The organism is Terasakiella sp. 4MB5A, from assembly GCF_050058155.1.
GTDB classification, from domain to species: domain Bacteria; phylum Pseudomonadota; class Alphaproteobacteria; order Rhodospirillales; family Terasakiellaceae; genus Terasakiella; species Terasakiella halodenitrificans.
Genome location: NZ_CP188815.1, coordinates 1,925,768 through 1,939,275, shown reverse-complemented (window position 1 = coordinate 1,939,275; position 13,508 = coordinate 1,925,768). Strand labels below are relative to the sequence as shown.

The following is a 13,508-nucleotide window of genomic DNA, read 5'->3' as shown; positions in this document are numbered from 1 at the left end:
TTCCGACCTGCATGGTGATCCCGATGCCTTTGCAGCTTCATTGGTTTTATCCGGCTGTATTAAAAAAAATGGACCAAAACCTACCGACTTTTCATTGAATGAAAGTGGACGCAAAGCCAACTTCATTATTGGTGGTGATTGCTTTGATAAAGGCCCAAGCAGTCTTGGGTTATTGCGCACAATTCGACATCTGAAAAACCGAGGTGCACGTGTTCGCGTCCTTGCAGGCAATCATGATGTCCGAGTTCTATTTGGAATGCAGGCTGTCGGAAAGCATAAAACACCTGAAAATGAGCATTTTTTCATTCGCACCGGACAAAAAATCATTCCATTACTCAAAGAAATTTGGAACGAATATTTACGGGATGAAGATTCATTAAAAGACATCCCCAATAAGCAAACTTGTAAAAAAATGCTCTATCCATCACAAAAATGGTTCGATATTTTCCCCGACCTTGCGCAACCACATTTAATTTCACATCAGATTGAACGCGAACTGATCCGTATTAAAAAAAAGAACGATAATTTCGAAGAAAAATGTGCAAAAGCGGGGCTCAACTTACGCCAAGTTTATGCCGCGACCCTCAAATGGCGGGAATTATTTTTATCCCCAAAGGGTGAATTTTACTGGTTTTACAAGCAAATGCGTCTGGCTTTTAAATCCGGTTCTTTTCTGTTTATTCACGCTGGTTTAGATAACAAAGTAGCTGAACAATTATCCGGAATTGGTGTTAAAGAGCTCAATCGAACCTTCAAACAAGCTCTTGAAGGCGATCCATTCAATTTTTATTACAGCCCCTTATGTAACACTGTTCGAACCAAGTACAGAAATGTCGACCACCCTTTTACAAACAAAGGGGCGAGGTATGTGAGGCGTGCAGGCATTAGTGCAATCGTTCATGGACATCGTAATTTGCATTCAGGACAACGCATTGCCCTTCGTAAAGGAATTCTCAATTTTGAATGTGATGCCAGCTTAGATAGTCATACGCGCCATCACGAAAAAATACGTGGGCGCGGTGCTGCAGTCACCATCATCCACCCCAATGGTAAAATCTTGGGCTTATCCAGTGACTACCCACATATCAAGCTTTTTACTCCACAAGACAGCTTACGCCATCTACAGAAAAAACAAACAAAGAGAAAGGTCAAACAGTGAAAGAAAATCAACGTTTTAAACACGAATCTTTACAAGATACAAAAACCATTTCCACACTTTTAACTGCATTGACGGATGCGATTTCCGATGGGAAAATTGTCATGGAAGATGACAACTCCTTATTAACGATGGAACCTAAAGGTTTATTGCTCCTTAAAATTTCCGCCTTAAAAGAAGATGATCAAAACCGCCTAAACATAAAAATTTCATGGCAAGGCGAAACTAAGGTTGAAAGCGGTAAAAACATTAAAATTTCAGGAAGATAAGCACATAACAAAAGGTTGTTGTCAGGTCTATTCTCTGTATGGCACTATGACTTTATAAAATCCTTAGCCGAGAAAAATGACAATGAACCAACATAACGTGATTTTGATTGATCAATCAGAACCAAGCGACATTGTCATTTGCTTGCAAGAAATCGGTGTTGTCAATTTCAAAATCACCCCGACCCTTGATATCGATAGCGATTTTTCCAAAATAGATTTAATTATTGTTGATGCCCAATTGGTCGATGAATGTCTGGACTTATTCGATAATACGCCCCGTCCTGCACTGATCACTATTGCCCCAAAAGGGATCAGTTATGATCAATATAGTTTTTTAGCTGAAGAGTTTGACGAAGTTCTCATTCGCCCTTTTGACCCATATTTTGTAAAACTCAGACTTTCCAATATTTTAAGAGCAAAACCGTTACCTCGAACGGCATGGAAAGCAAACACACAAGATACACGCTACAAAAATTTGCTGGATCTCTCTCGGGATATTATATTAACCGTTACAAATGGTGTCGTAACGTATGCCAATAAGACAACTTTAACTACTCTGTCTACTTCCCAAGAAAGTTTAATCGGCAAGCGTCTCTCCCACATCGCTCATGATGATTGCGCACAATTCATCGAAGAAGCCTTACCAGAACTTGCAGAAACTCAAGATCGGCTACAAGTCCAATTCAAAAACCACAGGAATGAGAAAATTCACACTCTGCTGACGGTCACACCCATCCCCGAAGAATGCCCTAATACATATCTCCTGCAAGCTATTGATCATCTTGAACAAAAAAATGCATTGGAAACTCTGCTACAACGCGAACGTCAATATAAAAGTTTGGTGGAAATGTCCTCCAATCTTATTTTTATTGTAAGCGACGGCGTTATTATTTACACAAATCCTAGCTGTGAAGAAAAATTAAATGGTAACCGGCAAAAAGGGGCTCTTATCGGCCGACCCTTAGCCAGTATTGTTGATATTGATTACGTCTCTATCATTGATGGCAGCCTAGGTGAACTTGCCGAGATGAAAGAACGGTTACCCCTTAAAATTCATTCATTGGATGGCACACTTCTGGATGTCGTTCTGCGTGTCGCTCACATGAATAGCGAGCTTAATGAAACTTATCTGATTGAAGCTGTCGATGTCAGTAAACAAAAACGATCAGCTGAAGCTTTATTGGAACGTGAAGAACGCCTAAGTGGGATTGTCGACAATGCCCCAGATGCCATTATATCAATGGATGAACATGGCAATATCGAATCTTTCAACAACTCCGCTGTTAAAATCTTTGGGCTTTCAAGTGAAGATGCAATCCATAAAAATTTAGTGAATCTTGTACGTTTCGAAAAAGACCTAGACAGTTTTTCCCAAAATGAAACCATCGTACTAAAAGATTGCTCTGCAAAAGAAGCTGTTGGTTTGCATACATCAGGAAAAGAAATCAACATCGACTTGTCGATTAAATCCATGCACTTTGGTGAACAAAAAAGCTATATCGCCATTATACGTGACGTCACCTTGCAAAAACGTGACCATGAAGAACTGGCTTTTCTTGCTAATCATGACCCCCTAACCAAACTGCCAAACAGTCATTTCCTATTAAAAACCCTGGAAAGAATTACCGAAGAAAAAAGCGAAACATATGTTTGTTGCGTCCTATTTATAACACTTGAACGGCTGAACCGCGTAAATGACCTTTTTGGTCATCAGATGGTCGATCAAGTGTTAAGTGCTGTTGCCATCCGTCTCAATGAAACCATCGGATATGACAATATTATCGGGCGCTGGGGTGGTGGTAAATTTATCGCTATCCTTAACGAGCTTTCTCTTGAACATTCAACTAAAGAAATCTGTGAGTCTATTATCACAATACTCAGCCAACCATTTTTCATAGAAGATAATGAAATTGTGATTGGATGTAAAATTGGTGTCAGTTGCTATCCCTTAGATTGTGATAACCCAACCAGTCTTGTAAAGAATGCTGGCATGGCGGCATTTGCTGCAAGACAGGAAGAAAACACCAATTACCTTTTCTATACTAAAACAATGGAAGCCGAAGCAGAAGAACGAGATATGCTGGAACGCGAATTGCGGCTTGCCTTGGAGAATGACCAACTACAAGTCTATTACCAACCTAAGATTGACCTCTCGACCGGCCACATTCGCGGCATGGAAGCTCTTATTCGCTGGATACATCCTGATTTAGGGTTTATTTCACCAGCAAAATTCATTCCCATTGCTGAGGAAACCGGACAGATCATCACTATTGGCGAATGGGTCTTGCGACGGTCCTGTTACGATACACAGAAATGGATCAGCCAGGGGGCATCGCGTCATTTAAAAGTTGCAGTCAATCTTTCCGGTCGTCAGTTAGATGAAGAAAAATTGCCACAAACCATTCAAGATATTTTGGAAGAAACCGGCCTTCACCCAACCAATTTGGAACTGGAAGTTACCGAAAGTTCATTGATGCGCGATATAGATCAAGGGATGCGTATCCTCAAAAGTTTACGAGATCTGGGGATTACAACAGCGATTGATGACTTCGGAACTGGGTATTCATCCCTCAGCTACCTAAGGCGCATTCCACTGGATACCTTAAAAATTGACCAGTCCTTCGTGCGAAACCTTCATGTTGACCCGGATGACGCTGCCATTGCCCGCACCATTATGGATATGGCCGACAATATGGGATTAACTGTGGTTGCAGAAGGTATAGAAATTGAAGAACATGAAACCTTCTTACGGTCTATTCATTGCCATATTGGACAAGGGTATTATTACTCCAAACCTGTTCCAGCAACAGAGTTTGACAAACTTCTCAGTTCATTCTCCCCTCCAAGAAGCCTGAATAATCGACGCGTAAGTGAAGATAGACGCTCCCAACAAGACAGAAGAAAACCTTAAACTAAACCTCTTCTTTCTGTTCACGGGTCGTTGCACAATAAAGCTCTTCGTTCGTTTCCTGTTCAACCCCGGTTAAAACGACGTTATATCCCCATAGCAGTTTTAAATGCTTTAATACCTCGTTCCTTGTCTGTTCATGTAGGAGGATCCTATTTTTACATCGATGCCGTAAAAATAGAGTTCGATCCCCTCGGATATTCACATCAAGTACCTGAATATCTGGTTCTTGCAAAGAAAGATTGTAACTTTCTGCCAATGCATTTCGTACCTGACGATAACCGGATTTATTGTGTATAGCCCCCACTTCCAATGTTGGGGACTTACTATCATCCCCAATGGAGAACAACCTCATTTTACGCATCAAGTGTGGACTAAGGTATTGTAATATAAAAGATTCATCACGGTAATTTGCCCATGCATCCAACAAAGTGTCTCGCCATTCCCCGTTGCCTGCAATAGCGGGAAACCAATCACGATCTTCTTCTGTCGGTTCCATACAAATGCGCTTTATATCCATCATCATATTGAAACCAAGTGCATAAGGGTTAATGCCGTTATATCGCGGATCATCAAAATCAGGTTGAAAGACAACGCTTGTATGACTGTGCAACATCTCCATCAACGCGCCTTCACTGATTGCCCCCTTATCATAAAGCCGGTTCATGATTGTATAATGAACAAATGTTGCACAACCTTCATTCATCACCTTCGTTTGTTTTTGGGGATAAAAATACTGGGCAATATTACGGATGATGCGCAGAACCTCACGTTCCCATGTTCTTAGATTGGGACTATTTTTCTCTAAAAAATAAAGGAGGTTTTCTTCCGGCAGTTTAAACATTTCCTGCCGCCTTTTTCGTTCAACTTCGCATTCATCCAATTCTGCGACAGACTCACTGGCTGCCGGTACCGTGCGCCAAAGATCATTATAACTTCTCTCCTCATATTCCTCCCGTTCTTGCACTTTCTTTCGTAACGCTTCTTTGGACAACTTTGGAGGGCGGCGATATCGAAAAATACCTTGATCCATCAGTGCATGTGCGGCATCCAATATTTCCTCAACACGCTCAATACCATAGCGTTCTTCACATTTCGTAATATAATCTCGGGCAAAGGATAAGTATTCAAGGATACCTTCGGCATCTGTCCATTGCTTGAACAGATAGTTATTTTTGAAAAAATGGTTATGGCCAAAAGCTGCATGTGCCATAACCAAAGTCTGCATCGCCATAGAACTGTCTTCCATATTATAGCTGATACAGGGACTGGAATTGATGACAATTTCGTAAGCCAAGCCAGAATACCCGCGTCGATAGCTATGTTCATCACGCGCAAAACGTTTTCCAAACGACCAATGTTTATACATCAAAGGTAAACCGATAGAGGAATAAGCATCCAACATTTGCTCTGACGAAATGATTTCAATCTGATTTGGATACGTATCCAAATGAAGCTCATTATGCGCAATGTCTTCAATTGCATCATAGACTTCACTCATTATATCAAACGTCCATTCCGAACGCTCAAAAAGAGGCTTTGTTTTTTCTTCTATCATTTCAGGCCCCCTTCATGTCTTTGGCAAACAATTCCCTAAAGACTCCGTAAATATCACTAGGTTGGGAAATTTTCCCCATTTTAAAAAGTGGCCAGCCATCGCGAACTTGACGATAAGCTTTCCATAAATCAGAACCGCCTTCTCCATTACGAACAATTTCCATTTCCTGAATATCAACCACTTCGAGATAAGTATAATATTGAACAACAGGCAAAATACCGTTATTTAATAACGAGATACACGTCCCAGAATCACCTGTCGTATTATCACCATCCGAAACTTGCGCCCCGTAAATATTCCAGATATCGGTTGGATAACGCTCTCGTTGGATTTTTTTCATTTCTTCCAATGCACGACTTACGACAGTCCCGCCGCTTTCACGTCCGTAAAAAAAGGTTTCCTCATCCACTTCCTGTGCAATATGCGTATGACGAATAAAGACAATTTCGGTATATTCGTAACGGCGATCCAAAAATAAATGGAGCAGCAGGAAAAAACGTTTCGCGAGATCTTTCTCCCGCTCACCCATAGAACCCGAAACATCCATCAAACAAAACATAACGGCCTTTGAGTTGGGCTGAGGGATTTTTTCAAATGCATGGTAACGCACATCAATAGGATCAATAAACCCAACAACCTGGCGCTTACGTTTCTTCTTAATCAACAGGCTTTTTAATTCTTCTAGATGCTCTTTTTGCTTCACACCAAGGCGGGATTTCCCTTCAAGTTCCGAAATTTCAGCTTCCAGTTCGTCAATTTCAGATTTTTTTGGACGTTTCAGGGCTGTGCGGCGCGCTAACGATTGGCGCATTGTGCGAACGAGCGTAATATTGGATGTTGTCCCCGAGGTTCGATAGCCTGCATGCTTTGTCTGAAAATTCCGTACATCTGTAAGAGATTTTTTGACGAGATCTGGTAATTCTAAATCTTCGAAAAATAAATCAAGGAATTCGTCCCGTGTCAGGGTAAAACTGAAATCATCCTGACCGTCTCCGTCATTAGAGCCTTGTTTGCCCCGTCCACCAGCACCGCCTCCTTCAGGACGTTTTATTTTATCACCCGGCATAAAGTCTTTATTACCGGGAAAAACCCGATTTTTTGAACCTGTTCGCCCATCATTGAAAAACTTGGGTTCTTCAATCCCCTTGGTCGGGATAGTAATTTTTTCACCCGTCGCCAAATCTTTGATACTGCGATCTTTCAAAGACTTATCAACAACTTCCTTAATGCGGGCACGTGCCCGTTTCACAAAACGTTGTCGGTTGCCGAGGCTTTTACCTTTCGGGTTTTCACGTCTATCAACGAAGTATCGCATCGCAATTACCCCGCTTTGTTAACGCGCATATACCATTCTACAAGTCGTCTGACCTGACGTTCGGAATATCCGTGTTCTTTCATCCTTTCGACAAATTCACCATGTTTGGCTTCGGTTTCTCCATCTTTTTTGGTGCCGAAACTAATCACAGGAAGTAAATCTTCAACCTGATTGAACATATGCTTTTCAATCACATCACGAAGTTTTTCATAAGAGGTCCAAAGCGGGTTCTTACCTTTATTGTTCGCTCTTGCGCGTAAAACAAACTTTACAACCTCATTTCGGAAATCTTTTGGATTGGCGATCCCTGCCGGTTTTTCAGTTTTGGAAAGTTCACCATCCAAAATATCACGAGAGAACATCTGTCCCGTATCCGGGTCTTTGAAATCCTGTTCTTCAATCCATGCATCTGCATAAGCGATATAACGATCAAACAAGTTTTGACCATATTCAGAATAAGATTCAAGATAGGCCCGTTGGATCTCATTACCGATAAAATCGGCATAACGTGGACCAAGCTCGGATTTAATAAAGTTTAAATATTCTTCTTCTTTCTCTTTAGTAAACTGCTCGCGCTTAATTGCCATCTCCAACACATACATCAAATGTACAGGATCAGCAGCAATTTCAGCCGTATCATAATTGAACGTCTGGGAAAGTACCTTAAAGGCAAAACGGGTCGAAATACCGTTCATCCCTTCGTCAACCCCGGCCATATCACGATACTCCTGCACCGAACGAGCTTTAGGGTCCGTATCTTTCAGGTTTTCACCATCATAAACACGCATTTTTGAGAAAAGGTTGGAATTATCATGTGGTTTCAATCGCGTCAGAACAGAGAACTGAGCCATTAACCGCAATGTTTCCGGCGCACAAGTTGCCGTTGATAGCTGCGAATTTTCCAAAAGTTTTTTATAAATTTTGGTTTCTTCGCTTACTCGTAAACAATAAGGCACCTTCACAATACAAATCCGGTCCAGAAAAGCCTCGTTATTTTTATTGTTTTTAAATTGGACCCATTCACTTTCATTAGAATGGGCAAGAATAATGCCCTGATAGGGAAAAGCCCCAAAACTTTCCGTGCCCAGATAGTTTTCTTCCTGCGTTGCCGTTAATAATGGGTGTAATACCTTGATAGGCGCCTTAAACATTTCCACAAATTCCATAATCCCTTGTGTTGTCCGGTTTAATCCACCGGAAAAACTATAGGCATCAGGATCGTGTTGGCTAAAATGTTCCAGTTGGCGAATATCAACTTTCCCGACTAAGGTTGAGATATCCTGATTATTTTCATCACCGGGCTCAACCTTGGCAACGCAACGTTGATGCAACTTAGATGGCATCATTCTGACAACGGTAAACTGGGAAATATCCCCATCAAATTCTTGCAGGCGCTTAGCAGCCCAAGGGGACATCAAACCATTTAAACGACGTCGTGCAATGTTATATTTTTCCTCAAATAAATCCGCGAACTTGGTCGGATTAAACAACCCCAGGGGCGATTCAAAAACCGGACTGACTTGATCTCCTGCCTTTAGCACGTAAATCGGAAACTCTTCCATCAGTGCCTTTAATCGTTCTGCGATTGAGGACTTCCCGCCCCCAACAGGACCAAGTAAATAAAGTACCTGTTTCTTTTCTTCCAGACCTTGCGCAGCATAATTGAAATAACCTGCAATACGTTCAATGGTTTCTTCCATCCCGTAAAAATCTTTAAAAGACGGATAAACCTTGATTGTTCTATTTTGATATATGCGTCCCAAGACCGGATCGGAATTGGTATCGATCAATTCAGGTTCCCCAATGGCCATAATCATACGTTCAGCCGCTGAGGCATACATCATTGGGTCGTCACGGCAGCCCAACAGGTATTCCTGCAGAGACAGCTCTTCCTGACGTTCCTTCGCATACATTTCGGAATATAAGTCGAAGACTTCCATGACACGTTCCTTTTTTCTCGGCGCGAACCGTTTTTAGGAATGTCCGTCAACACGCTTCGCACGTCTTAGTTATTGAATTCAAATCCTACTATTGAGGTGGGGATTGGATTTATCGTTTCAATGCATGCAATTATAAAAAAAGAAAAAAACGACGTTTTAGCGCAGACTAATTTTGATTAAGATCAATGCTGCATTCCTTAATTTGGGACAGAAATATGATAAAATTGTCAGATAAGCAGGCAAATGATTATGTTGCATAAATTTTGGCATTTCAGCGTAGTCATGCTGGGGTTATATCCACTTGATGTATACGCTGATGTTGCACTTCAGAAAACAGCAACATATGATGTTGAAAATGCAGAAGATATAAATGAGTTATGCGCGGGTTGCCATGGGCGCAAAGGACAAGGTGGAAAAGGCGGTATATACCCACGTCTCGCAGGCCTTACGCCACAATATATGACCCGCCAGATTGAAGCATTCAAATCTAGGGAACGTATTAACCTGCCTATGTTGCCTTATGCCAACGACCGAGAACTCTCTCCACAGGATGTCCATGACATCACACATTACCTTTCTGAAATAGACCTGCCGTCCCAGCTCCCACCATCCTCCGAAGTAATTGACGGATTGGAACGTTTACGCCAAAGCAAAAGCATCGTACAAATCGGACGCTATCCAGGCAATATCAATCAAGGTGAGCGAATTTACATGGAAGCCTGCCGCATTTGTCATAGCCGAGACGGGTTTGGACGTACCGATAAACCTCGATTGCGTGGGCAATATACCCAATACTTAAAAAAGCAAATGCACGATTTTAAGGATGGGACGCGTCAACATATAGACTGGGAAGTCAAATTCGCAGACCTGTCAGACAATGATATAAACAATATTCTCGCCTTCCTATCCATTCTGGATGATTAATGGAGTACACAATGAAAAAAATACTGGCGCTTATCCTTGCACTATCTGCCTTCACCACAAGCGCTGATGCAGAAGAAACAATTGGGGGTCGTTGGCTTTTGAACAACCACTTCAATGAAGTTGTTACAGATCAACATTTTACAGGTAAATTCCGTCTCATCTTTTTTGGCTATACCTTCTGCCCCGATGTGTGTCCAACATCTTTATCCAACGTTGCTGACGCAATGGATATTCTTGAAAAAACAGAAGGCTTTAAGGAAGAAATCCAACCCTTATTCATTTCCGTTGACCCCAAACGCGACACACCAACCGTCTTGCGCGAATATGTCAAAAATTTTCATCCAAAAATCATTGGCTTAACCGGTCCTGAGGCCATTATCAAACGCACGGCAGACCTGTATAAAGTCAAATACAGCATTGCACCGGAAAGTAAGGGAAAAGAGGATGAATTTTACCTGATCGACCACAGCGCAGGTCTCTATTTCATGAGCCCAACAGGTATCTTCATCACAAAATTCGCGCATGGCATTTCCGGTGAAGAAATCGCCAAACGTATTCTGGAAATTCTGGAAGCAAACCAGTGACGCATACACCTTCAACAAGCTTTACCCAAGGCACTGAGCAACAAGATAAACATCGTAAAGAGGTGCGCGATATGTTCAATATCGTCGCGCCACGTTACGATATCATGAATGATGTTATGAGTATGGGCATACATCGTCTGTGGAAACATACCTGCGTTTCCATGCTCACCCCTCAATATGGGGAAACTATTGTTGATTTGGCAGGTGGCACAGGTGACTTGGCAGCTGCATTTACCAAATACGGGGCAAAATCGATTGTTTGCGACCCTTGCGTGGGTATGATGTCTGCCAGCAAACAAAAAAAGCAACCTATTCAATGGGTCGCAGCTTATGGTGAAACCCTGCCTTTTGCCGACAATAGTATAGACGCGCTTTCCATTGCATTTGGTTTGCGCAATATGTCAGATCCCCATGCCGGGTTAAAAGAAATTCATCGTGTCTTGAAACCCCAGGGGCGTTTTTTATGTCTGGAATTTTCAGAAGCAGCACCTTGGTTGAAACCTCTTTACGACGCATATTCTCTACATGTTATTCCACAATTGGGGGCAATGATTGCCGGTCAAAAAGAAGCTTATCGATATTTAATTCAATCTATCCGTGAATTTCCGAACCAGCAGGCTCTTGCTTCCATTATGGTAGATTGCGGCTACAAAAATGTGGGCTATAAGAATTTATCATTCGGGATTGCTGCGATCCATACGGGCAACAAATAACTTCGTAAACGGAAAGCCGACATGACCATACAACAGCTACTTCCACTGGGGCTTGCCTTTATTATGCTTGCTGTCGGTATAGGTCTGCGCGTGGATGATTTCAAACAAATTGCTCGACACCCAAGAACACTGTTGATTGGTTTGGGAAACCAGATCGTGCTGTTACCACTTATCGGTCTTTTCCTCGCTTTGCTTTATACAGGGCCTAAAGAATTTGCTTTTGGCATTATGATTTTAGCAGCATGCCCAGGGGGGATCACCTCCAACCTGCTATCCGTTCTTGCGGGTGGAAACGGGGCTTTGTCGGTTTCCATGACGGCTGTCACCAGCCTTGCCTCAATCATCACTGTGCCGATTATTTTAGGCCTTTCCCAGATGGTTTTACTAGGAGATTGCACCGAAATATATATGCCCGTTGATCAGATTATGGCCGGCATTTTTCTCATCACAGGTTTACCCATTACCATTGGAATGCTTTTGAACGCCAAAGCCCCCTCTTTCTGCCAAAAAATACAGCCCAAAATACGCACACTCGCGACTTTAATTTTTGCACTTATTGTCGCGGGCGCATTTATTGCCAACAAAGATAATATTACTCAGCATTTTTGGGACATTGGTCTCTTTATGATTTTGTTGAATATGATCACAATGGCTTTGGGCTTTTTCAGTGCACAAATATGGCGTAGCTCTCCTCCAGACCGCATAACAATTAGTCTGGAATGCGGATTACAAAATGTTGCGCTTGCCATCTTTATTGCCATTAATATTTTGGGTGATCCTAAATTGATGGTTCCTGCAATTATCTATGCCTTAACCATGAATATTAGTGCAGCAGTATTCATCTGGTTTATCCGACGCACGTTTTCAAAACCAGCAACATCTACTTGTAAATGATTAGTGAGAAACGCAAAATTATCGCCCCTCACCCATGCACTTTGCTGTTTCAAATCGCAGCAGATGTTGAAAATTACCCAACCTTTCTGCCCCATTGCATCGCTGCGCGCATTAAAGATAAACCCTCAACACAATGGCGTGTCGAAAATCTATATCGATGGGGACCTATCAGTTATAGATTCATCACTTTTGCGCACGTACAGCCGGAACACTGTATTCACATCATGGCGGACCCGAAAGACAGAATAAAATTAGATGTGTTATGGCAATTCACACCTATCAATGATGAAAAGACAGACGTTTCTTTTGAAATCGGGTTTGAAAGTAGTATCCCAATATTAGAAAAGCTCGTTCATGCCATACTGGGTGATATTGCCCAACAGACCGAACGAGCTTTCTTAAAACGCGCAGAATATCTTAGGGCAAATCACCACGCCTAAAGACCCAGAAGCCTACACTTGCTGAAATTCCCCCCAGAACAATGGGATAAAGCACAGACCAAGCCATATACCCGGCATGACCAAAACTATCCAAAATCACATAAGCAGATGGGCCTAACAGGATCAATTCGGGATCAAACAGCATCATAGAAGCCGTTCTAAACGTTTGGAGTGGGTTGGCCAATGCAATTGCAATAATCGTTTCTGGTGGTGCATGTGCTTTGATAATGGACCCCAGCAAAATCAAATCAAGAAACAACAACATCAGCAGCCATGTCAAAAACGCGACCGCTTGCGATACATCCGTTGAACGGGCCAAACTTGAAGTCATAAAACCGATACCAAGGAAACAGGCTGATACCGATATCACCAATAATGTGTAGTAAATAAAATGGAACCACGGGATATCAAGTCCTGCAATTAGTCCGTAGAGGACAGAACCAAACATTGCGACAAAGACAGGTAAAAAGACTACGATAAAACGCCCAAGAAATTTACCCCAATACCATCCTCCCAAGGTCACCGGCAAAGCAAGCAGGTATTCAAATACACCCGCTTCGCGATCCCCAGCCAAGGAACGTACTGTGGAAAGAAGTACAAAAATCGGTAAAATCGCCATCGTAATTTGGATAAATGTAACCAACAGTCTCGACAATCCCGTAATTCCCATAATACGAGATTCCGTCACACCAAAAACCAGCAGCCCAACAACCAGGCCACCAAAAATCAATGCGTAAAAAAAGAACCACTTGGCCCGAAGTGATTCAGAAATATCCAGCTTTGCGGTTAACCATAAACCAGCCATAC

The 13,508-nt window shown here is 42.1% G+C and carries 12 protein-coding genes; 8 read left to right on the top strand and 4 right to left on the bottom strand.

The features are described from left to right. The first annotated feature begins 40 nt into the window (after positions 1-40). The 3 genes from ACI0FF_RS08895 to ACI0FF_RS08885 all read left to right on the top strand — a co-directional run bounded on the left by ACI0FF_RS08895 (position 41) and on the right by ACI0FF_RS08885 (position 4,336). Entirely contained in the window at positions 41-1,159 is a 1,119-nt protein-coding gene (locus ACI0FF_RS08895; protein ID WP_419796518.1) for a metallophosphoesterase, read from the top strand. Then, positions 1,156-1,425: an amphi-Trp domain-containing protein gene (locus ACI0FF_RS08890; protein WP_419796517.1), complete on the top strand. Its 270-nt coding sequence runs from the start codon at positions 1,156-1,158 to the stop codon at positions 1,423-1,425. The genes ACI0FF_RS08895 and ACI0FF_RS08890 overlap by 4 nt, the downstream gene beginning before the upstream one ends. A gap of 97 nt (positions 1,426-1,522) precedes the next feature. After that, positions 1,523-4,336 carry a sensor domain-containing protein gene (locus ACI0FF_RS08885; protein ID WP_419796516.1) on the top strand — a complete coding sequence of 938 codons (2,814 nt, stop codon included), beginning with the start codon at positions 1,523-1,525 and terminating at the stop codon, positions 4,334-4,336. Between the two features lies 1 nt (position 4,337). Here the strand turns inward: ACI0FF_RS08885 and ACI0FF_RS08880 are convergent, their stop codons facing one another. Genes ACI0FF_RS08880 through ACI0FF_RS08870 form a run of 3 tightly spaced genes read right to left on the bottom strand, consistent with a single transcriptional unit; the run spans position 4,338 to position 9,146 of the window. After that, complete coding sequence (locus ACI0FF_RS08880; RefSeq protein ID WP_419796515.1) at positions 4,338-5,891, bottom strand: SpoVR family protein; 1,554 nt, start codon at positions 5,889-5,891, stop codon at positions 4,338-4,340. Position 5,892: 1 nt separating this feature from the next. Further along, positions 5,893-7,206: a YeaH/YhbH family protein gene (locus ACI0FF_RS08875; RefSeq protein WP_419796514.1), complete on the bottom strand. Its 1,314-nt coding sequence runs from the start codon at positions 7,204-7,206 to the stop codon at positions 5,893-5,895. A gap of 5 nt (positions 7,207-7,211) precedes the next feature. Next, positions 7,212-9,146, bottom strand: coding sequence for a PrkA family serine protein kinase (locus ACI0FF_RS08870; protein ID WP_419796513.1), 1,935 nt, complete (start codon positions 9,144-9,146; stop codon positions 7,212-7,214). A gap of 249 nt (positions 9,147-9,395) precedes the next feature. On the opposite strand from ACI0FF_RS08870, the gene ACI0FF_RS08865 reads away from it, so the two are divergent. The 5 genes from ACI0FF_RS08865 to ACI0FF_RS08845 are packed head-to-tail and all read left to right on the top strand — an operon-like array spanning position 9,396 to position 12,701. Beyond that, entirely contained in the window at positions 9,396-10,070 is a 675-nt protein-coding gene (locus ACI0FF_RS08865) for a c-type cytochrome (protein ID WP_419796512.1), read from the top strand. Between the two features lie 11 nt (positions 10,071-10,081). Further along, positions 10,082-10,654: an SCO family protein gene (locus ACI0FF_RS08860; protein ID WP_419796511.1), complete on the top strand. Its 573-nt coding sequence runs from the start codon at positions 10,082-10,084 to the stop codon at positions 10,652-10,654. Further along, a complete protein-coding gene (gene ubiE / locus ACI0FF_RS08855; protein WP_419796510.1) occupies positions 10,651-11,367 on the top strand; it encodes a bifunctional demethylmenaquinone methyltransferase/2-methoxy-6-polyprenyl-1,4-benzoquinol methylase UbiE in 717 nt (238 codons plus the stop codon). The genes ACI0FF_RS08860 and ubiE overlap by 4 nt, the downstream gene beginning before the upstream one ends. A gap of 21 nt (positions 11,368-11,388) precedes the next feature. Then, positions 11,389-12,261: a bile acid:sodium symporter family protein gene (locus tag ACI0FF_RS08850; RefSeq protein WP_419796509.1), complete on the top strand. Its 873-nt coding sequence runs from the start codon at positions 11,389-11,391 to the stop codon at positions 12,259-12,261. Continuing rightward, positions 12,258-12,701: an SRPBCC family protein gene (locus ACI0FF_RS08845; protein ID WP_419796508.1), complete on the top strand. Its 444-nt coding sequence runs from the start codon at positions 12,258-12,260 to the stop codon at positions 12,699-12,701. The genes ACI0FF_RS08850 and ACI0FF_RS08845 overlap by 4 nt, the downstream gene beginning before the upstream one ends. On the opposite strand, the gene ACI0FF_RS08840 is transcribed toward ACI0FF_RS08845, so the two are convergent. Then, positions 12,679-13,506, bottom strand: coding sequence for an ABC transporter permease (locus tag ACI0FF_RS08840; protein ID WP_419796507.1), 828 nt, complete (start codon positions 13,504-13,506; stop codon positions 12,679-12,681). The genes ACI0FF_RS08845 and ACI0FF_RS08840 overlap by 23 nt on opposite strands. Between the last annotated feature and the right edge of the window lie 2 nt (positions 13,507-13,508).

Excerpts from the sequence above, each read along its gene's own strand:
- ACI0FF_RS08880 (WP_419796515.1), bottom strand. The coding sequence starts at position 5,891 with ATGATAGAAGAAAAAACAAAGCCTCTTTTTGAGCGTTCGGAATGGACG.
- ACI0FF_RS08875 (WP_419796514.1), bottom strand. The coding sequence starts at position 7,206 with ATGCGATACTTCGTTGATAGACGTGAAAACCCGAAAGGTAAAAGCCTC.
- ACI0FF_RS08870 (WP_419796513.1), bottom strand. The coding sequence starts at position 9,146 with ATGGAAGTCTTCGACTTATATTCCGAAATGTATGCGAAGGAACGTCAG.
- ACI0FF_RS08865 (WP_419796512.1), top strand. The coding sequence starts at position 9,396 with ATGTTGCATAAATTTTGGCATTTCAGCGTAGTCATGCTGGGGTTATAT.
- ACI0FF_RS08860 (WP_419796511.1), top strand. The coding sequence starts at position 10,082 with ATGAAAAAAATACTGGCGCTTATCCTTGCACTATCTGCCTTCACCACA.
- ACI0FF_RS08850 (WP_419796509.1), top strand. The coding sequence starts at position 11,389 with ATGACCATACAACAGCTACTTCCACTGGGGCTTGCCTTTATTATGCTT.
- ACI0FF_RS08845 (WP_419796508.1), top strand. The coding sequence starts at position 12,258 with ATGATTAGTGAGAAACGCAAAATTATCGCCCCTCACCCATGCACTTTG.
- ACI0FF_RS08840 (WP_419796507.1), bottom strand. The coding sequence starts at position 13,506 with ATGGCTGGTTTATGGTTAACCGCAAAGCTGGATATTTCTGAATCACTT.